Consider the following 18,999-nt stretch of genomic DNA (forward strand, 5'->3'; position numbering starts at 1 on the left):
CGGTGCAGCGCGCAGGCGCTACAGTGCACGCATTCTTCCTGCTCGCCCCGGCCCATGCGCAACCCCCGGCTGTTGATCACCGCCATCGCCCTGCTTGTGCTCGGCCTGCTCGGCAACCATTTACTGCAGCGCCCACCGGCACCGCAGTTCGCGCCGGACCTGCAGGGCGCCGACGCCCGCACCGCGCCGGCAGTGCGCGGCGTCAGCGCTGACCGCAGCGACGGACTGCCCGGTTTCCTGCCCGCCGAGGCGCGCCAGACCATCGCCCTCATCCAGCGCGGCGGCCCGTTCCCCCACCGCCAGGACGGCAGCACCTTCGGCAATCGCGAGCAGCGCCTGCCGCAGCGGCCGCGCGGCTATTACCGCGAGTACACGGTCGACACGTCCGGTGCGCCCAATCGCGGCGCGCGACGCATCATCACCGGCGGCGATCCGCCGCAGGCGTGGTACTACACCGACGATCACTACGACTCGTTCCGCAGTTTCACCGTACCGGCCCCGGGAGAACGCCCATGAGCCACGACGATTTCGGCCTCGGCCTGCACGACATCAACAATGCCGGCGTCTACGCCATCGATACCGGCGATATCAGCGCTCTGGCTGCAGCCATGCGCGATGCCTCGCTGAAGGTAATCCGCATCGACCTGCACGGCGTGACCGACAAGCGCACGCTGCTGGCGCGGCTGGCCGCGCAGCTGGATTTCCCGGCTGGCTTCGGCGGCAACTGGGATGCGCTGTCTGACAACCTGCGCGATCTGCAGTGGCTGCCGGCAGCAGGCTATGCGCTGTTCCTGGCCGATGTGGACGCGCTGCGGGCCGGCGCCGCCAAGGATTTCGACACCCTGCTGGACGTGATGGATGAAGCCAGCCGCGACTGGGTCGGGCGGGACGTGCCGTTCTGGGTGTTCCTGTCGCAGAGCGAGTAAGGACCTCATCCACGCATGGCGTGGATCTAATGGTAGAGACCGACCTTGGTCGGCGCTTCTGCCAACCAAGGTTGGCATCTACCAGAACCAGGGCCCGCGATTACCGGCTCCCGTTATCTTCCTGCAGTTCCTTCTTGAACGGGATGTCCGGCGGCGGCCGTGCCACGGCCGGCTGGTCCTGCATGTTCGGGTCGGTCAGGCCACAGCCGCCGCCTGCCTGCAGGATGGAGATCACACAGGAGATCTTCGTGCTGGTGCCCGGCAGCGGGATCTCCATGGCCTTGACCCCCTTGCGCACCCATTCGGCCAGCAGCGATTCCTGCGGCACCCAGTACTTGTCGAACGACGTGGGCGTGTAGTCGTACGGCGGCCGCTTCAACCACCGGCCCGACTCGGCGATGCGTTCCTTGGTCCAGCCATCGTTGGCCCCACCCGGCGCACCGCGCTCGGCAGCCCCCTTCCCTTCCTGGCCGGGCACATTGACGCTGCCATCGGCATTGAACAGCCCCTGCCCCGCGCCCTGCGTGCTGGCCTGCGCCGCGCCGCTCCGCGCGCCGTCACGATTGCGCTGGGACGCGCCCCAATCATCCCCCTTGGCCGGCGTTGCCCAGTTGCCCGGATCGGGCGCCGGGCGCGCACCGGCCTGCGCCGGCCGCGTTGAACCGGCAGGTGCCCGCGAAGCGCTCGCACTGGTCTCGCTGGGGGCGCTGGCGGCCGGCGCCGGTGTGCTGCCTGCACCGCTGGAGGGCGACGGCGCCGCCACTTGCGCATTGGCCACGGTGCGTTCGCGCACCTGTACGTCACGGCCGGTGGGCGCACGCACGCTGGGTTCGCGCCCCGGCACGGCCGCCATCCGCACCTGCGGGTCGACCACCGGCTGCACGTCGCGCTCGCGCACCTGCACCTCGCGCTGCTGCGGCAGGCGTACCTGCACCTCGGCGCTGCGCACCGGTTGCGGCGCCACCGGGGTCTGCAGTGTGGCGACCTCGCGCTCCTGCACCTGCACCTCGCGCACTGCGGGGGCCGGCACGGCCATCGGCACCTGCCGCACCTGCATCGTTACGGACGGTGCCTGTACCGTCTGCACGCTGCGCTCGCGCACGGCGGGCGTGGTATCACGCGGCACGATGGTCACTTCCGTGCGCGGCACACTCACCGGCGGCACGACGAAATCGGTGGTGGCCTCGGCCACTTCGGTGGCCTGCACCGGTGTCGGCGGCGGCGCAGCGGGCGGTGCGGGCTCGCTCTGTACCGGCGGAGGTGGCGCCACGGCGGCGCTGGCAGCCACGGCCGGCGCGGCTGCGGCAGACGCTGCTGGCTGCGGCTGCGGCGCACTGGCCTCACCCGCCGCTTGCCCGCTGGCTGCGGCGCCCGCTTCAGCAGCGGCCGCAGCTTCGGCGCCGGGCTGATCGCCGCCACCTTCCTGCGCACCGCGGCCGACGAACTCAATCTGCACGCGCTCCCCTTCGGCACCGGGCTCCTCCGGCGCGCTGGTGCGGATCACCGCCACCCACAGCAACGCCAGGAAGAACAGCAGGTGCAACAGCGCGCTGAGCAGCGCCGAGGTCCAGCGCATCCAGCGCTGATCGCGCGGCGCCGGTTCCCAGCCCTGCCACAGCAGGCGCCGCGCCGCGCCCCAGGGGCTCAACGCGGGCAGCAGGCCGGTCCTGCCCGGCAACGGCCGCGGCAGCAGCACCGCAATCACGTCGCCGGCATGGAACGGCCGCGCGATCGGTTTCAGAGAGCGCAGCCAGATCGCCCAGCCATACGGCAGGCGCGTGCGCTTTTCGAGGATGAGGGGGTGCTGCTGGCGCGCCAGCAGCAGATCGATCAGTTGCTCGGCTCTGGGCAGAGGCACGCGTTGGCGATCAGGCGGCGTTGCCGCGGGGAATGTACGGCGCGTGTCCGCTGTCATGGTCGGTGGCATCGCGCACGGCGGTCACCCCCGGCACGCGGCCCATCAGCGTCTTCTCGATGCCCTGCTTCAGCGTCACGTCGGCCATGCCACAGCCCTGGCAGCCGCCACCGAAGCGCAGCAGCACCACGCCATCGGCAGACACCTCCTGCACCGCCACCTTGCCGCCATGCGACGCCAGCTGCGGATTGACCTCGTTCTCCACCACCCAGTGCACGCGCTCGACCAGCGAGGCGGCTTCGCCCGGCGCTTCGCCCTTGATGCGCGGCGCCTTGATCGTCAGCTGCTGGGTGCCGGCGTTGCCCGGAACGATGTCGATCTCGGCGCCATCAAGCCAGGCCACGCTGCGCGCGTCCACGTACAGGGTGAAGCCATCGCAGTCCACGGCCCACTCGTCACCCAGCAGATCGCTGGGTTCGGCAAATTCCAGGCGGGCGTCTGCGCGCGGGGTGCCGGGATCGACGGCGCTCAGGCGCACGCCCATGCCGGGCACGCCCTCGCGTTCGATCAGCTTGCGGAAATGGGTCTGGGCAGTGTCGGAGATCTGGATCATCAGGCTATTCTAGCCAAGTCAGCGCCGCTCGCTCATTCGATTTATACACCGGCCGGCGCAATGTTCAGTCAACACGAGGTGGAGGAACCCATGTCCGACCTGATTCCGCTGGCACAGGCGCATTGTGTGCCGCGAAAAGGCAGCGACCACAAGCTGGGCGAGGCGCGCCTGGCCGAACTGCTGCCGCAGGTGCCGGGCTGGGAGCTGGCCGAAGCCGGCCAGGCGCTGGTACGCACGTTCCGCTTCAAGGATTACTACGCCACCATGGCCTTCGTGAACGCGCTGGCCTGGATCGCCCATCACGAGGACCACCACCCGGACCTGGGCGTGCATTACGACCGCGCCGTCGTGCGCTATTCCACCCACGACGTGGGCGGCCTGAGCGAGAACGACTTCATCTGCGCGGCCAAGACTTCGGCCCTGACGGAGCATGTGAAATGAATGTTCGACTGCTGAGCCTGTCCCTGCTGGCCGCCACCGGCCTGGCCGGCTGTGGTTCCTCCGAACCACCGCCCCCGCCGGCCGCACCACCCACCGAGGTGGCCGCGGTGAAGACCCCGCCGCCGCAGTACCCGATGGAACTGGCCTGCACCGGGGTGGGTGGCACCAGCACCTTCAAGGTCACCATCGGCACCGACGGCAAGCCCAGCGAAGTGCTGCTGCTGACCGGCGCCGGCAATGCGCAGCTGGATGACCTGGCCAGGACCGCCGTGCAGGCCTGGGAGTTCAAGGCCGCCACCCGCAACGGCCAGGCCGTGCCAGCCACCATCCAGGTGCCGATCAGCTTCAACCCGCCGCAGCCGAAGCCGGACCAGTGCTTCGCCATCGAAGAACGGATGCGCCGCGGCGGCTGAAGGCCTATATAGCAACGAGGTCAGCCGACGCCCGCCTCACTCCTGCCGCCCCGGCCCGTCCCAGGGCGGCGTCTGAACCCCCAGGAACGCGTCGGTAAATGCTGCAGATCTCCCCGGAAAACTTCTGGCTCGCACTCGCGGTCACCCTCGCGGCCGGCCTGGCGACCGCCATCGGCAGTCTGCTGGTGCTGTTCTCGCGCCAGCCCAGCCCACGCCTGCTCGCCTTCGGCCTGGCCTTTGCTGGCGGCGCGATGGTGTATGTGTCGCTGTCGGAAATCCTGAACAAGTCAATCGCCTCGTTCGCCCTGGCTTACGGCGAGCGCAGCGGATTCACCTACGGCACCGTAGCCTTCCTGCTGGGGGTGCTGGCGATCGTGGCGATCGACCACCTGATCCCGAACCCGCACGAGACGCTGGATTCAAAGGAACCAGCGTTCCGCGACACCAGCAAGGCCTACATCAAGCGCGTGGGCCTGCTCACGGCCGTGGCGATCACCGCACACAACTTCCCGGAAGGCCTGGCGACCTTCTTCGCCACTGTGGAAAGCCCCTCGGTGGGCATGCCGCTGGCTTTTGCCATCGCCATCCACAACATTCCCGAAGGCATCGCCATTGCGGTGCCGGTGTACTTCGCCACGCAGAGCAAGCTGCACGCCTTCCTGGCCAGCCTGTTGTCCGGGCTGGCCGAGCCGGTGGGCGCGGTGCTCGGCTACTTCCTGCTGAAGGGATCGCTGTCGCATGCCACGTTCGGCTGGGTGTTCGGGCTGATTGCCGGCGTGATGGTGTTCCTGGCACTGGATGAGCTGCTGCCGGCCGCCAAGCGGTACGCCAAGGGCCACGAGACCGTCTATGGGCTGGTGGCCGGCATGGGGACCCTGGCGATCAGCCTGGTGCTGTTCAAGTGGTGAGGGGCCGCGAAGGGCGCATCCACGCATGGCGTGGATCTACCGCCCTCGGGTAGAGCCGAGCTTGCTCGACTGGCTCTCCGCCGCAGCCGGCCGAAGAGCTCGCCGCTACAAGGACTCCTTACTTCAGCCGGTCCAGCGCCTCCACCAGCTCATCGGCCAGCGGTGCATTCAGCACGTAGGGCGTCTTGCCCGCGTCCAGCGCAAATTCCAGCGAGGCCGCGTGCAGGAACAGGCGCTTCAGGCCGATCTGCTCACGAAGCCGCTTGTTCACTGCAGGATCGCCGTATTTGTCATCACCCGCCACCGGATGGCCCAGGTGCTGGGCGTGCACGCGGATCTGATGGGTGCGCCCGGTTTCGATGCGTACCTCGCAGTAGGAATGGCCGCCACGGCGCTCCAGCACCCGGAAGTGACTGATGGATTCCTTGCCGATCGCATTCACCTGCACATGGCGCTCGCCGCCCTGGCGCAGGCCGACGTGCAGCGGCGCATCAACGGTCATCACGCCATCCGGCATGCGCCCGGCCAGCAGGGTCAGGTAGCGCTTGCGGATGCCGGCACCATGGTCTTCACGCAGCAGCGCCTGCAGCTCGCTCAGCGCCGAACGCTTCTTGGCCACGATCAACAGGCCGGACGTGTCGCGATCCAACCGGTGGACCAGTTCCAGGGTCTGCCCCGGACGCAGCGCGCGCAGGGTCTCGATGGCGCCGAAGCTGATGCCGCTGCCGCCATGGCTGGCGACCCCGGTCGGCTTGTTCAGCGCCAGCAGCCGCGCGTCCTCGAAGACGATGGCCTGCTCCAGGCGGCGCATGAACGCCTCGGGTGGGCCGGCCTTGTCTCCTTCTTCAGTGAGACGAACCGGCGGCACGCGCACTTCATCGCCCGCCTCCAGCTTGCGCTCGGCCTTGGCACGGCCGCCGTTCACGCGGACCTGGCCGCTGCGGACCAGCTTGTAGACCAGGCTGCGCGGGGCGCCCTTGAGCTGGCCCAGCAGGAAATTGTCCAGGCGCTGGCCGGCACGATCCTCGGGAACGGTGATCATGCGCACGGAAGGCTTGTCGGCGGCGGGCTTGGTGGGGTCTGAGGCAGTCATCGGGCTGTTTATTCTGTTACACTCGGGGGGCGAGATAAGGGATTGATTTCGTTGGAAGTTACTCAGGGCCAGAAGCCCAGCTTCCGACGAATCCGGCACAGTGCGCGACCACCGCCCGCGGGGCGGCCATGTTAGCGGCTCACCGGCCTTCCCGGCCATCGCCGGATGCCTGACACGCAACCGTGCTGAACATGTCCCGCGTGGCGCTCCAGCCTGGCTGACAGCTGCCTGCGGCCCTGCTACACCCCAAAACCCATAAGAGTGAAGCGCTCCCGCGGCCTGCCGTGGTGTCGTAGCGCTGGAAACCCAAGCCGCCCTCCCCGCGCTTGCGCGAATGGGCGGCGAGCCGTGTCCAGAGGCGAAACCCCATGGCGTTCCGCGCGGTAGCCGCTTGCGAGGAACGCAACAATGAAGCGAATGCTGATCAACGCCACGCAGGCTGAAGAGCTGCGTGTTGCCATCGTGGATGGCCAGTCGTTGTATGACATCGACATCGAACAGCCGTCGAAGGAACAGAAGAAGTCCAACATCTACAAGGGCCGGATCTTCCGCATCGAGCCCTCGCTGGAAGCGGCGTTCGTCGAGTACGGTGGTGGCCGCCATGGCTTCCTGCCGCTGAAGGAAATCTCCCGCGACTACTTCCAGGCCGGTGTCGACCACAACAAGGCCGGCATCCGCGAGCTGCTGAAGGAAGGCCAGGAAATCGTCGTCCAGGTGGACAAGGAAGAGCGCGGCAACAAGGGCGCCGCCCTGACCACGTTCATCTCCCTGGCCGGCCGCTACATGGTGCTGATGCCGAACTCGCCCAGCGCGGGCGGCGTGTCCCGTCGCATCGAAGGCGAAGACCGGGCCGCCCTGAAGGACGCCCTGGACAAGCTGAACATCCCCGACGACATGGGCGTGATCATCCGCACTGCCGGCGTCGGCCGCGATGCGGAAGAACTGCAGTGGGACCTGGATTACCTGCTGAACGTCTGGCGTGCCATCGCCGACGCGGCGCTGAGCAAGCCCGCCCCGTTCCTGATCTACCAGGAATCGCGCCTGATCGTGCGCGCCCTGCGTGACTACCTGCGCGCCGACATCGGCGAGATCCTGGTGGACACCGAGGAAATGTACGAGCACGCCAAGGAGTTCATGCAGCAGGTGATGCCGCAGACCCTGCGCAAGCTCAAGCATTACAAGGACGACATCCCGCTGTTCAACCGCTTCCAGATCGAATCGCAGATCGAAGGTGCCTACGAGCGCAACGTGCGCCTGCCGTCGGGCGGCTCGATCGTGGTCGACCAGACCGAAGCGCTGACCGCGGTCGACGTCAACTCCTCGCGCGCCACCAAGGGCAGCGACATCGAGGACACCGCCTTCCAGACCAACCTGGAAGCGGCCGAGGAAGTGGCCCGCCAGCTGCGCCTGCGCGATCTGGGCGGCCTGGTGGTCATCGATTTCATCGACATGGCCTCCAACAAGCACCAGCGTGAAGTGGAAAACCGCCTGGCCAACGCGCTGAAGTACGACCGCGCGCGCGTCCAGGTCGGCCGCATCTCGCGCTTCGGCCTGCTGGAAATGAGCCGCCAGCGCCTGCGCCCGAGCCTGGGCGAATCCAGCCAGATCGTCTGCCCGCGTTGTGATGGCCACGGCCGCATGCGCAGCGTCGAGTCGCTGTCGCTGTCGATCATCCGCGTGGCTGAAGAGCATGCGATGAAGGAGAACACCGGGCAGGTGCTGGTCCAGGCCCCGGTGGAGATCGCCAATTACCTGCTGAACGAAAAGCGCAGCGCACTGCGCGAGATCGAACAGCGCCATGAGGCGCCGATCGTCATCGTCGCCGACGAGCAGCTGCACACGCCGCATTACACCGTGACGCGCCTGCGCGAGAACGAGCTGGGCGAAGAGAGCAGCAAGCCGAGCTACCAGCGCGGCACCCCGCGCAAGCTGCCGGTACATGCCCTGACCAAGGGCCAGCTGAACATCCCGCCGCCGGCCGTCACCCAGGTCAAGCACACCGCGCCGGCCCCGGTGCGTGCAGAAGCCGAACCGGTGGCTGCACCGGCCCCGGCCCCGGTGGCTGCCGCCCCGGCCCCGGTCGCCACGGGCGGCGTGGTCGGCTGGCTCAAGCGCATCTTCGGCGGCGATTCCACGCCGGCACCCGCGCCTGCCCCGGCGGCCCGCCAGCCGCAGCAGGACGGCGGCCGCAGGGACCGCAACAAGGATCGCAACAAGGACCGCAAGGACCGTCGCGACGACAGCCGTGGCAATGGCAATGCGCAGCAGCAGAAGGACGGCGGCAACCGCAAGGACCGCGGTGAGCAGCGCAAGGACGGCCGTCAGGGCAACAACAACAACGGCAACGCCCAGCAGCAGCCGCAGGGCAAGCAGCAGAAGGAAGGCCAGCCGCAGCAGCAGAAGCAGCCGCGCAACGAGCAGCAGGGCCAGAACCCCCAGCAGCAGCCGAAGCTGAAGCAGCCCAAGCAGCCGCGCCCGCAGCAGGACGGCGACAAGCCGGCCGAGAAGCCGCAGCGCACGCCCGCCGAGGCACCGGTCGACACCGCAGCCGCCGCTGCGGCCGTAGCCGCGACGGCGGTTACCGCCAACGTGGTGACCGCACAGGAAGGCACCGCGCCGGTTGCGCCCATCGCGCCGGTCGCCGATGTCGTCGTGGCCGATGCCACCCCGGTGGCCGACGTCACGGCCAACGCAGGCACTGACGCTGACGTCGCTGCAGCCGCCGTTGCAGGCGAAGACGCTGCAACCGACGGCGCAGGCGAGCAGGCAGGCGAAGGCGCGACCCGTCGTCGCCGTGGCCGTCGCGGTGGCCGTCGCCGTCGTCGCGGTGGCGGTGAGAACGCCGCTGGCACCGATGCCCTGGGCGATGACCAGGACGACGGTGACGAGGGTGATGACAGCGACAGCGCCGAGCAGACCGCCGACACGGCCGTTGAGGTCGCTCCGGCCGTTGCTGCGGAGCAGCCCGCCCGTTCGCAGCCGGAGTTCGATTTCGATGACGACGTCGAGCCGGCTGCCGTGGAGACCGCGAAGCCGGCACGTGCGCCGGCGGCGGTTGCCGCTGCAGCCCCGGTGGTTGCCGTGAGCAGCGCCGTGGTCGACGCGGCGGCCCCGCAGGAAGCGGCAGCGCCGGCACCGGCCGTCAAGGCCGAACCGGCCCCGCAGCCGGTGCAGACCAGCATGCTGGACCAGATCGACGCCGCAACCCCGGCCCAGCCGGCAGCACCGGTCGCGCCGGTGGCCGAAGCAACGCCGGTCGTCGAGGAGGCCGCCCCGGCCCCGGTCGTCGTCGAAGCTGCGCCGGTCGTGGAGGCCGCTCCGGTGGTTGAAGCCCAGCCGGTGATCGCCGAAGCCGCCCCGGCCGTTGAAGCCGCCCCGGTGGTAGAAGCGAAGCCGATCGTTGAAGCCGCCCCGGTGGCCGTCGAGGCCGCTCCGGTCGTCGAGCAGCCGGCCGCGCCGGTGGCCGTCGAAGCCGCACCGGTCGAAGCCGCTGCCCCGGTGGCCGAGGCGGTGGTGACGCCGGTGATCGAACCGGTAGCCGATGGCAATGCCGATTCGGCCAGCCAGGCCGCTGATGCCCAGGCATCGGACGAAGACGAAGAAGCCGCCAAGCGTACGCCGCCGGCGAATTGATCGTTCTTTGATCGCGTAGAACGAAACGGCGGGGATCGATGATCCCCGCCGTTTTTGTTTGTGCCCCGGTAGATGCCAACCTTGGTTGGCGCCGTTGATTCAATGCACGCCGATAGGCCCATGCCAACCAAGGTTGGCACCTACCAGGGCGCCGTTGATTCAATGCACACGGATACGTCCGTGCCAACCAAGGTTGGCACCTACCAGGGAAACGTTGATCCAATGCACGCGGACACGCCCGTGCCAACCAAGGTTGGCACCTACCAGAGCGGGGGCATCAATCCGCCGGGGCGAACTGCAACCGGGTCCAGACGCCGTAGTGGTCCGAGGCCCAGCGGCCGCTGTCGTCGGGCTGGTCGAACAGGATCTTCGCGTCGCGCGCGACCATCCGGTCCTGCTGGAAGAAGATGTGGTCGATGCGCGACGGTGCCTGGTAGTAATGGCGGTTCAAGGTGCTCACACCGGCCAGGTCGGTGTTGACGTGCACGCTGCCATAGCTGTCGCCGTAATGGCTGCGCAGTTCACTCAGGTCACCCGCGTCGACCAGCGCATTGAAATCCCCGGCGATCACCACCGGCGCACCGGCCGAGGTTTCGGCGGTGTAACGCAGCAGGTCTTCCACCTGCCGGCGGCGGATGCCCTGGCCGCGCTCGTCGCTGCGCTCGTTCAGATGCGTGGCGTAGACATTCACCGGCTGCCCGTCCACGTCGATGCGCAGGTGGGCCACGGTGCGGTAGTCATCCAGCGGCTGCAGCAGATGCTCGCCGCGGGCCAGCACCGGGCGCCGAGTCAGCAGTGCGTTGCCATAGCGCTTGGGTGCACCGACGGCATCGGTGGACACGAACACGTACGTGTAGCCGAGCTGGCTGGCCAGCCACTGCGCCTGGTTGCGCACGTTGCGGCGCTGGATGACTTCCTGCAGCGCGATGGCATCGGGTTGCAGACGCTTCAGCTCGGCCAGGATCGTGCGCCGCCGGGTCGGCCAGTCTTCGCGGTCATGGTGCAGGTTGAAGGTCACCATGCCCATGCCGGGCGCCGTCGCTGCTGCGGCCGCAACCGGTGAGGGCTCACCCGCCTGCTGTGCCATGGCCACGCCCGGCAATGCCAGTGCGGCGGCCAACCCCAGCGCGCGCAGGGTCACGCGCGCCCTCCCCTGCGTCAACACCATGCTTACTGTCCCTTGCGTTCGGCGCGGCGCACCGCGCTTGGCACATCGATCTCCACGCGCGCAGGCAGCTGGTGCACGCGCAGTTCGCGGTTGCTCCATTCCGCCGGCTCGCCATTGATGGTGGCCTCACCCGGTTCGCCGCTGTACGGCCACGGCAGCACCACGCCACCCGGCGGCGGCACCAGGCCCGCCTGCAGTTCAAGCACCAGCTGCTTGTCGCTGCGCTGCAGGCGATAGTTCAACTGGCCCTGCGGCGTGCGCAGCCCCTGCACGGCAATGCCATCGCCCTGGAACCAGGCGGTGGGTATGCCCGCTGCCAGCACCAGCGCCTCATCGGCGTCGCGGTTGTAGGCGAACATGTCCAATGCCGAACGCACGAAATCCGATGCGACCCACGCATGCGGCAGGTCACCGACGAAGAACGGCGTGCGTGGCGTGCGCGAAACCACTTCCGCCCACTGGTTCCAGGGCTGCGGCGCACGGTCCTTGAAGAAGAACTGGGTGGCCTGCCAGGCGCGGTCGCGCCAGCCCAGGCGCACGAAGGCGGCCACGTTGCGCCATTCGTAGGGCGTGTAATCCTTCCATTCGCGCTTGCCGTCGCGGCGCGCGACAAACTCGGTCCAGTAGCGCTCGAAGGTCGCCTCCAGCGCTGCCTGCGGCAACCGGCCCTGCTCGCCCCCCGGTGCCAGCGCGATGGTGGTGGAAGTGGCATCGAAGTCACCCAACTCGGCCGACCCGGGCAGGTAGGTGATGTTGTGCTGCTGCATCGCCGACTGCAGGGAGGCCTGCAGGTCGTCGCGGAACTGGTCGCGCGATTCGCTGATCTGCATCGCTTCCAGCTTGCCCAGCTGCGCCGCCACCTGCGCTGCATCCTTGTAGCCGCGCAGCGCCCAGAAGTTGTCCCAGTACGAGTGCATCGGCTTGGCCGAATAGCCCTCATGGCTGATCGAGGCCGGCATCATCCCGTAGAAGGCGGGGTTGCGCGCGCGGTTCTCTTCGGTGCGCTCGCTGGCGCGCAGCTGCTCCATGTACTGGTAGGCGCCCTGCACGTGCGGCCACATCAGCTCCAGGAACGTGCCGTCGCCGGTATAGCGCCAGTACTCGGCGATGTTGTAGATCAGCTCGCCGTGGCTGTCATTTTCCGGCACTGGGTCGCTGCCCCGCGCGTCGACGCAGCACGGCACCTTGCCATTCTCGAACTGGAACGGCGCGTACCAGTTCACGTAATCGCGCACGGCATCGCTGCGCCCCATGCGCAGCAGGCCTTCGGAAATCATGGCGCCATCGCGGATCCAGCTGCGTGCGTACGAACGCGTGCCCGGCTGCAGGCGCGGGCCGACGCGCGAGATCAGCATGTGCGCCACGGCGGTGCGCAGGGTTTCCACCAGCGGCTGGCCCGCCGCGGGTACCTGCAGGTTGACCACGCCCAGCTTGGCGCGCCACATCGCGGCCACCTGCTGCTGCGCCTTGGCCACGTCCAGCGCCTGCGGCTTCCAGCCGCCGGTCTGGGGCAGCACCACGGCCACCTCGCGGCTCTGGCCGGGCTCGAGTTTGAGGGTGTACATCAGCGCGCCGGAGGCCATGCCGGTGCTGTCCTTCACTGCCGTCGTCGTCGGGAACGCGCCCGAGGCCAGATGCATGGCATCCAGCTTGCCGTCGAACGTGGTGGCGAAGCGCGCGTCCGGCGCCTGCAGCGGGTAAATGCGCGGCTCGCCGTTGACCTTCACCAGCTGATCGCCCACGTCCAGCGCTTCGATGCGGCTGAAGCCACCGGTGGTGTTGAGGAACTGGGTCGGCGGGTTCACCTGCCAGGGCCGGATCGCCAGCGCCAGGGTGTATTCGTGGGCAACCTTGTCCGGGTTGCTCAGGCGGTAGCGGCCGATCAGCTGGGCGCGCTCGGGCGTACCCTGCACGAAGCTGGTCACCGACAACCCGGCCTTTTCATGCACCCAGTCGACCGTGGCGATGGGCAGGTAGCGGTCCTGCAGCGACTGCGACGTGGCCACGCTGGACCAGTCCAGCAGCTTGCCGTCGAGGCGGATGAACGGTTCGATGCTGAAGCTGCCCTTGGCCGGCTCCAGCGCACCATCCTCGCTGATGAGCGCCTGTTCCTGCCCGCCATCAAGCCCGAGCAGCGTCCAGTAAGGCTGCTCGCCCACATACGCGCGGGGCAGCGCGCCCCGCGGCAGGTCGGCCGCCACCGAGGACAGGAACGCATTGGGCGTCGCCGCGAAGGCCAGCGGCTTCAGCGCGATATCGCGGATGGCGTAGCGCCAGTTCGGGCCGTCCTGCAGGTCGAAGCGCACATAGCGCGCGTCGGTATCGGGCATCGCCAGCCAGTCGCGGCCGCCGCCCCCACCCGTGACTTCGCGCACCGTACGCCAGTCGCGGCCATCCTCGGAGGTACGCACCGTGTAGCGGGTCGCTTCCAGATTGGGCAGCCAATCGATCACCGCGCCGCCGATCTCGCGGCTCTTGTGCAGGTCCAGGCTGATGGTCTGCTGCTTGACCCCACCGCTGACCCAGAACGTATCGCTCTTGCCGTCGATCATGCGGTCCTGCAGCGCGGTGGCCGTATCGGCAATCACCGACGGCATCAGCGCCGAGTTGTCCTGCGGCGGCAGGCCCTGCAGGGTCAGCTTGTCGAAGCACACGGTGCCGCGGCCGCCCACCTTGCTGTACACGGTGAACTCAACCGCCGCGCTGCGCGCCATGTCCTTTTCGGCCGAAGGCCCCCAGGCCTTGTCGATCTGGCGGCGGCGGTATTCCACCGGCGTCCACGCCTTGGGGAAGCTGTAGCCGGGCCGGTTGACCCACCACACGTTGTCACCGCTGGCATCGATCAGTTTGAACTGCAGGTCGTTGCGCGGAGAATCGCCGCGCAGCTGGAAACCGAACCGGTAATTGGCCGGGTACTCGATGTTCAGCGCGCGGCGGATGCCGACATAGCCGGACACCTCGTGGAAATCGTAATCCAGGCACAGTGCGCGGCCACCGCCGGCACCGCCGACCGGCCGCAGCGAACCACTGACCTGGTCGGACAGCACCAGCTTCCACGCGCTGATGTCATCGAAGTCATCCAGCACCTTGGGCGCCGGCAGCGCCGGTGGTGCGGCGATCGCCAGGGAGGTCCACAACAGGCCCAATCCAACGGCGATCGCTCGCTTCATCCCTTGACGCTCCCCAGCAACAGACCTTGGATGTAGTACCGCTGCAGCACCAGGAACAGGGCCAGCACCGGAACCACGGTGACCACCGCGCCGGCCATCATCATTTCCACGTCCATGATGTGCTCGCGCGAGAGGGTGGCCAGTGCCACCGGCAAAGTGTAGTGCTCCTGATCAGTCAAGACGATCAACGGCCACATGAAATCGTTCCACGCGCCCATGAACGTAAAGATCGCCAGGGTCACCAGCACCGGCTTGAGCATCGGCAGCACGATCTGGAAGAAGATGCGCAGCTCACCTGCCCCGTCGATGCGGGCCGCTTCCAGCAGCTCGTCCGGGATCGAGCGCGCGTACTGGCGCACCAGGAAGATGCCGAACACGCTGGCCAGTGCCGGCACGATCACGCCGCCGAAGCTGTTGACCAGGCCCAGCTGCTTCATCAGCAGGAACAGCGGCAGCATCGCCACCTGCGCCGGGATCACCAGCGCCGCCATCAGCACCTGGAACAGGCGTTCGCGGCCGACGAAGTTCAGCTTGGCGAACGCATAGCCGGCCATGGTGTTCAGCAGCAGCGAGCCGAAGGTGATCGCTACCGACACCAGCAGGCTGTTGGCGAAGTTGCCGCCCATGCCGGTGCGTGCGAACAGCTCATGGTAGTTGTGGGTGGTGACGTGCGAAGGCAGCAGCGGAGGCGGGAAATGGGTCGCCTCCCCCTGCGGCATAAACGACACCGAGAGCATCCACAGCAGCGGTGCCAGGCTGACCAGGGCCAGCACCAGCAACGCGCCATTGATCATCCACGGGTGCCAGCGCGACTGGCCGATCTCACGACTCATACCAACTGCCTCTTGCGGCCGAAACGCAGCATCACGGTGGTCACCGCCAGGATGATGAGGAACAGCAGGAACGCCACAGCCGAAGCGCGTCCCAGGTTCCACCACTTGAAGCCTTCCTCGAACATGAAATACAGCACGCTGACGGTGCTCTGCAGTGGGTCGCCGCGGGTCATGACGTACGGTTCGGCGAACAGCTGGAAGTAGCCGGAGACGGTGATGACACCGACCACCAGCAGCACCGGGCCGAGCATCGGCAGGGTGATGTGCAGGAACTGCTTCCAGCGCGAGGCGCCGTCGATGCGTGCGGCCTCGTAAAGGTCATGCGGGATGGCCTGCAGGCCGGCCAGGAAGATCACCATGTTGTAGCCGAAGTTCTTCCACACGGCGAACAGCATGATGGTCGGCATCGCCCAGTTGGGGTCACCCAGCCAGTCGATCGGGCTGATGCCGATGTGGCCCAGACCGTAGTTCACCAGACCGTAGCTGGTGTGGAACAGGTAACGCCAGATCACCGCCACCGCCACCAGGGTGGTCACCACCGGGGCGAACAGCGCGGTGCGGAACAGCGCCTTGAAGCGCGCAGCCGGTGCGTTGAGCAGCATCGCCGCCCCCAGCGAGACACCGATCGACAAGGGCACGCCGATCACCACGAAGTAGGTGGTGTTCCACAGCGACTTCCAGAACATCGGCGTCTGCAGCAGGTCGATGTAGTTGCCCAGCCCGACAAAGCGCAGGTTGCTGCTGTCAGCCAGCGCGTACAGGTCGAAGTCGGTCACGCTCAGGGCGAGCGCCGATGCGACCGGCAGGCCGAAGAACACACCCAGCACGATGAGCGAGGGGCCGGCGAAGATCCAGCCGGCGAGGGACGAACGTTTCATTGCGGGCTCCCGGCCGCGACTGCACTGGCCGAGCCCGGGGGGGCGTCGCTGCGCTGCAGGCGTTGTTGTTCATGCATCCAGCGGCGCTTGGCCAGCACCTTGTCCACGCGCTGGTCCAGCTCATCCACGGCCTTGTCCTGCGCCAGGCCACCACGCACCACCTTTTCGGTGACGATGCGCATTTCCTGCACGATGCGCTCCCATTCGAGCACCTTCGGCGTCGGCTTGACGCGCTCGAGCTGGTCGCGGAACGCGGCCGCCAGCGGATCGTTGGCCAGCGACGGAGCGTTCCAGGTGCTGCGGCGCGGCGGCAGGTCACCAATGATGGAATGGAAGCGCGCCTGGATTTCAGGGCGCGACAGGAATTCGATCAGCTTCCACGACGCTTCCTTCTGCTGCGACTTGCGGAAGATCACCAGGCTGGTGCCACCGGCAATGCCCGCGCCCGGGCCGTCCGGGCCCGGCAGGGCGGCGGTGCCCCACTTCCCTTCCAGTTCCTTGGGCTGCAGCTTCTTGAACTCGCGGATGTTCCAGGGGCCGGAGATGTAGAACACGTTGAAGCCGCGGAAGAATTCATCCCAGACGTTGGAGATCTGCGTCTCGGACATCTTCGGCGCCCAGCCCTGCTCGAACATGTTGGCGTAGAAGGCCAGGGTGCGGCGGAACCCCGGGCTGGCAAAGTTGCCGCGGGTGTCATCGTCGCGCAGCAGCGCATCGGGCTGCTGCAGGGCCAGCGACAACTGCTGCTCGAACTCATTGATCGGCATCAGCACCGCGTAGCGGTTCGGGCCCTGCATCTTCTTGATCGCGGCCATCTGCGCGTCCCACTCCGCCCAGGTGCGCGGCGGGTGGGAGAAGCCGGCCTGCGCCAGAAGGTCCTTGCGGTAATAGATCAGGCGCGTGTCGACGTACCACGGCACGCCCACCAGCTCGCCGTGGATGACGTTGGTATCCCAGATGCCCTGGAAGTAATCCTGCGGATCGACCACGGTCGACTGCTGCACGAACGGCTGCAGCGGGGTCAGCGCGTTGAGCTCGGCGAACTCGGGCACCCAGGTGTTGCCGAGCTGGCAGACATCGGGCAGCCCATCAGCGGCGAAGGCGGTCAGCAGCTTTTCGTGCGCGGCCGTCCACGGGATGTTCTGCACATCCACCTTGATACCGGGGTTTTCGGCCTCGAACTCGTGGATGAGTTCACTGACCACTTCGGCCTCGCGGCCCATGGCCCAGAAGCGGACCGTGGTGGTGCCCTGCTCGGTGCGCGCGCAGCCGGCCATGGCCAATGCGGCCATCGCAGGCAGGGCCCAGCGTCGCAGGCGGTCAATCCAATCGTGCACCGTGTTACTTCCCCTGGCCCGTGTTGCGGTTGGCATTGTTCTTCTGTTCCTGCGCGGCAGCCGCGCGCGATTCTGCGATACCGACCGCGCGTGCCGCCGCGGCCTTTTCATCCTTTTCCAGCAGCAGCGGCTGGAACGACCCTTCCGGGGCCAGCCAGCCACCGCTGAAACCGGCCCGTTCCAGGCCCTTGCGGATGTACGGATTCTTCTTCATGACTTCCCAGACGAAGTCATTGCGGTAGTTGGCGATCATCGTCAGGATCGGGCCCTGGTCGATGGCGATGTAATCGCTGGCCACCCAGCCACGGTCCGGCACCATGCGGCCGGTCTTGATCGGGATGTCGTAGTTGAAGCTGGGGTTGAACGAATCCAGGAAGCCGTAGCTGGAATAGATGTAGTCGCCGTAGCGCTTGTGCATTTCCAGGGTGGCCGGAATCACTTCTTCCGGGGCGAACACGATCGAGGAGATCGCGGCGGTCGGGGCGATGGTGCCGTCATCGAAGTTCTCGCGCAGGCCGGCGCCGCGCGAAGAGTAATGGCGGAACTGGCGCTGCTCGCCACGGTATTCCTGGGTGGTGTTCTGCGGGCCATCGCTGGCGGTCAGGCCCCACACATTCTCGCCATAGTCCTTCCACTGCATCGGGTTGGCGATGGCGTATTCACGGTGGGCCAGCGCGGCCGAGCGGCTGTTGAGGAAGTAGGTGCTGCCACGCTCGCGCATGTAGGCATCCTGGATGTCGCGGAAGTCGATCCAGACGTGGCTGTACTGGTGGCCGAACAGCGGGCCGAAGGACAGGTATTCCTGGCCCTGGTAGACGCCCCAGTCGTTGTCGTAGGTCCGCGTCCACACCGTCCACGCATCCGGGCTGACCGGGTGGCTGGGCGACCCCAGGGCGAGGATGTAGACCATCATCGCCTCGTTGTAGCCCATCCAGTCGTGGTCGATGAAGCCGCTTTCAGGGAACCAGCCCATTGAAATGAGCGGCGCACGCTGCTGCAGCCACGGCCAGTCGACCTGCTTGTACAGCTGGTCGGCAATCTGCCGGATTTCCTTTTCGCGCGGATCATCACCGTCGTAGTACGACTGGGCGAACAGCACGCCCATCATCAGCAACGCGGTATCGACCGAGGACAGCTCGACCCAGCTGTCGTAGCGGCGGCCTTCCTGCATGTCCAGGAAGTGGTAGTAGAAGCCCTTGTAGCCGGCCTTGCCGGTGCGCTGCGGGCCCATCGGCACGTCGCGGAAGAACTTCAGCGTGGTCAGGGTGCGGTCGATCGCCTGGTTGCGGCTGACCCAGCCGTTCTCGATGCCGATCGGGTACGCGGTCAGGGCAAAACCGACAGAGGCGATGCTGGCGAACGGACGCGACGGATAGCGGTCCGGGGTCAGGCCGTTGAGCTCGTTGGTGGTGTCCCAGAAGAACTGGAAGGTGCGGCGCTCGATGTCATCGAACAGCGGCGGCAATTCCGGCTTCATCGGCCGCGGGGGTGCGTCGGCCTCCAGCAGGATCACCGGCGGCTTCGGCTTTGCAGGCTCCTGCTGGGCCGGTTTGCAGGCGGCGATGGCCAGGGTCATCGCAGCGGCGGTCAACAGGTGGCGTGCCTGCATGGCGCGGTTCCTCCGGTGGGCTGATCGATGGGAAAGCATAACGTCCAATGGCCTGAAATCGTTTACAAAACGAACGCTTAAAAAACCACGGAACCGTGGTCGGTGCACTGCAGCCAATGCCC

At 67.4% G+C, this 18,999-nt stretch carries 15 protein-coding genes; 6 read left to right on the forward strand and 9 right to left on the reverse strand.

The window, feature by feature from the left end; genetic code table 11:
- Positions 1-54 precede the first annotated feature (54 nt).
- Positions 55-516 carry a ribonuclease domain-containing protein gene (locus C1924_RS12670; RefSeq protein ID WP_108765627.1) on the forward strand — a complete coding sequence of 154 codons (462 nt, stop codon included), beginning with the start codon at positions 55-57 and terminating at the stop codon, positions 514-516.
- Positions 513-926 (forward strand): barstar family protein, encoded by a 414-nt coding sequence (locus C1924_RS12675; RefSeq protein WP_108765628.1) that lies wholly within the window; start codon positions 513-515, stop codon positions 924-926. Before C1924_RS12670 ends, C1924_RS12675 begins: the two co-directional genes overlap by 4 nt.
- A 100-nt stretch (positions 927-1,026) precedes the next feature.
- On the opposite strand, the gene C1924_RS12680 is transcribed toward C1924_RS12675, so the two are convergent.
- Positions 1,027-2,784, reverse strand: a complete 1,758-nt coding sequence (locus C1924_RS12680) for a hypothetical protein (protein WP_108765629.1) — start codon at positions 2,782-2,784, stop codon at positions 1,027-1,029.
- 10 nt (positions 2,785-2,794) lie between these two features.
- On the reverse strand, positions 2,795-3,394 hold the full coding sequence (locus tag C1924_RS12685; RefSeq protein WP_108765630.1) for an NfuA family Fe-S biogenesis protein: 600 nt from the start codon (positions 3,392-3,394) through the stop codon (positions 2,795-2,797).
- A gap of 90 nt (positions 3,395-3,484) precedes the next feature.
- On the opposite strand from C1924_RS12685, the gene C1924_RS12690 reads away from it, so the two are divergent.
- From C1924_RS12690 to zupT, 3 genes are all read left to right on the forward strand, one after another.
- A complete protein-coding gene (locus C1924_RS12690) occupies positions 3,485-3,835 on the forward strand; it encodes a 4a-hydroxytetrahydrobiopterin dehydratase (RefSeq protein ID WP_108765631.1) in 351 nt (116 codons plus the stop codon).
- Positions 3,832-4,248, forward strand: a complete 417-nt coding sequence (locus C1924_RS12695; RefSeq protein WP_108765632.1) for an energy transducer TonB — start codon at positions 3,832-3,834, stop codon at positions 4,246-4,248. The genes C1924_RS12690 and C1924_RS12695 overlap by 4 nt, the downstream gene beginning before the upstream one ends.
- Before the next feature lie 98 nt (positions 4,249-4,346).
- Positions 4,347-5,156: a zinc transporter ZupT gene (zupT, locus tag C1924_RS12700; RefSeq protein ID WP_108765633.1), complete on the forward strand. Its 810-nt coding sequence runs from the start codon at positions 4,347-4,349 to the stop codon at positions 5,154-5,156.
- A 118-nt stretch (positions 5,157-5,274) separates the two neighbouring features.
- Here zupT and C1924_RS12705 read toward each other — a convergent pair whose 3' ends face one another.
- Positions 5,275-6,249: an RluA family pseudouridine synthase gene (locus C1924_RS12705; RefSeq protein ID WP_108765634.1), complete on the reverse strand. Its 975-nt coding sequence runs from the start codon at positions 6,247-6,249 to the stop codon at positions 5,275-5,277.
- 408 nt (positions 6,250-6,657) lie between these two features.
- Between C1924_RS12705 and C1924_RS12710 the strand changes: the two genes are divergently transcribed.
- Positions 6,658-9,882, forward strand: coding sequence for an Rne/Rng family ribonuclease (locus tag C1924_RS12710; RefSeq protein WP_108765635.1), 3,225 nt, complete (start codon positions 6,658-6,660; stop codon positions 9,880-9,882).
- 277 nt (positions 9,883-10,159) lie between these two features.
- Here C1924_RS12710 and C1924_RS12715 read toward each other — a convergent pair whose 3' ends face one another.
- The 6 genes from C1924_RS12715 to C1924_RS12740 are packed head-to-tail and all read right to left on the reverse strand — an operon-like array spanning position 10,160 to position 18,877.
- Complete coding sequence (locus tag C1924_RS12715) at positions 10,160-11,050, reverse strand: endonuclease/exonuclease/phosphatase family protein (RefSeq protein ID WP_108765636.1); 891 nt, start codon at positions 11,048-11,050, stop codon at positions 10,160-10,162.
- Between the two features lie 2 nt (positions 11,051-11,052).
- Entirely contained in the window at positions 11,053-14,220 is a 3,168-nt protein-coding gene (locus tag C1924_RS12720) for a discoidin domain-containing protein (RefSeq protein ID WP_108765637.1), read from the reverse strand.
- Positions 14,217-15,053, reverse strand: coding sequence for a carbohydrate ABC transporter permease (locus tag C1924_RS12725; protein WP_108765638.1), 837 nt, complete (start codon positions 15,051-15,053; stop codon positions 14,217-14,219). The genes C1924_RS12720 and C1924_RS12725 overlap by 4 nt, the downstream gene beginning before the upstream one ends.
- Complete coding sequence (locus C1924_RS12730; RefSeq protein WP_108765639.1) at positions 15,050-15,931, reverse strand: sugar ABC transporter permease; 882 nt, start codon at positions 15,929-15,931, stop codon at positions 15,050-15,052. Before C1924_RS12730 ends, C1924_RS12725 begins: the two co-directional genes overlap by 4 nt.
- Positions 15,928-17,268: a sugar ABC transporter substrate-binding protein gene (locus tag C1924_RS12735; RefSeq protein WP_108765640.1), complete on the reverse strand. Its 1,341-nt coding sequence runs from the start codon at positions 17,266-17,268 to the stop codon at positions 15,928-15,930. Before C1924_RS12735 ends, C1924_RS12730 begins: the two co-directional genes overlap by 4 nt.
- 4 nt (positions 17,269-17,272) lie before the next feature.
- A complete protein-coding gene (locus C1924_RS12740) occupies positions 17,273-18,877 on the reverse strand; it encodes a glucoamylase family protein (protein ID WP_108765641.1) in 1,605 nt (534 codons plus the stop codon).
- Positions 18,878-18,999: the final 122 nt, after the last annotated feature.

Source organism: Stenotrophomonas sp. ESTM1D_MKCIP4_1, assembly GCF_003086895.1.
In the GTDB taxonomy this organism is placed as follows: Bacteria; Pseudomonadota; Gammaproteobacteria; order Xanthomonadales; family Xanthomonadaceae; genus Stenotrophomonas.

Bases quoted from the DNA above. Each gene is read 5' to 3' on its own strand.
- C1924_RS12720 (WP_108765637.1), bottom strand. From the start codon at position 14,220: ATGAAGCGAGCGATCGCCGTTGGATTGGGCCTGTTGTGGACCTCCCTG.
- C1924_RS12685 (WP_108765630.1), bottom strand. From the start codon at position 3,394: ATGATCCAGATCTCCGACACTGCCCAGACCCATTTCCGCAAGCTGATC.
- C1924_RS12690 (WP_108765631.1), top strand. From the start codon at position 3,485: ATGTCCGACCTGATTCCGCTGGCACAGGCGCATTGTGTGCCGCGAAAA.
- C1924_RS12675 (WP_108765628.1), top strand. From the start codon at position 513: ATGAGCCACGACGATTTCGGCCTCGGCCTGCACGACATCAACAATGCC.
- C1924_RS12740 (WP_108765641.1), bottom strand. From the start codon at position 18,877: ATGCAGGCACGCCACCTGTTGACCGCCGCTGCGATGACCCTGGCCATC.
- C1924_RS12725 (WP_108765638.1), bottom strand. From the start codon at position 15,053: ATGAGTCGTGAGATCGGCCAGTCGCGCTGGCACCCGTGGATGATCAAT.
- C1924_RS12730 (WP_108765639.1), bottom strand. From the start codon at position 15,931: ATGAAACGTTCGTCCCTCGCCGGCTGGATCTTCGCCGGCCCCTCGCTC.
- C1924_RS12670 (WP_108765627.1), top strand. From the start codon at position 55: ATGCGCAACCCCCGGCTGTTGATCACCGCCATCGCCCTGCTTGTGCTC.
- C1924_RS12715 (WP_108765636.1), bottom strand. From the start codon at position 11,050: ATGGTGTTGACGCAGGGGAGGGCGCGCGTGACCCTGCGCGCGCTGGGG.
- C1924_RS12705 (WP_108765634.1), bottom strand. From the start codon at position 6,249: ATGACTGCCTCAGACCCCACCAAGCCCGCCGCCGACAAGCCTTCCGTG.
- C1924_RS12695 (WP_108765632.1), top strand. From the start codon at position 3,832: ATGAATGTTCGACTGCTGAGCCTGTCCCTGCTGGCCGCCACCGGCCTG.
- zupT (WP_108765633.1), top strand. From the start codon at position 4,347: ATGCTGCAGATCTCCCCGGAAAACTTCTGGCTCGCACTCGCGGTCACC.
- C1924_RS12710 (WP_108765635.1), top strand. From the start codon at position 6,658: ATGAAGCGAATGCTGATCAACGCCACGCAGGCTGAAGAGCTGCGTGTT.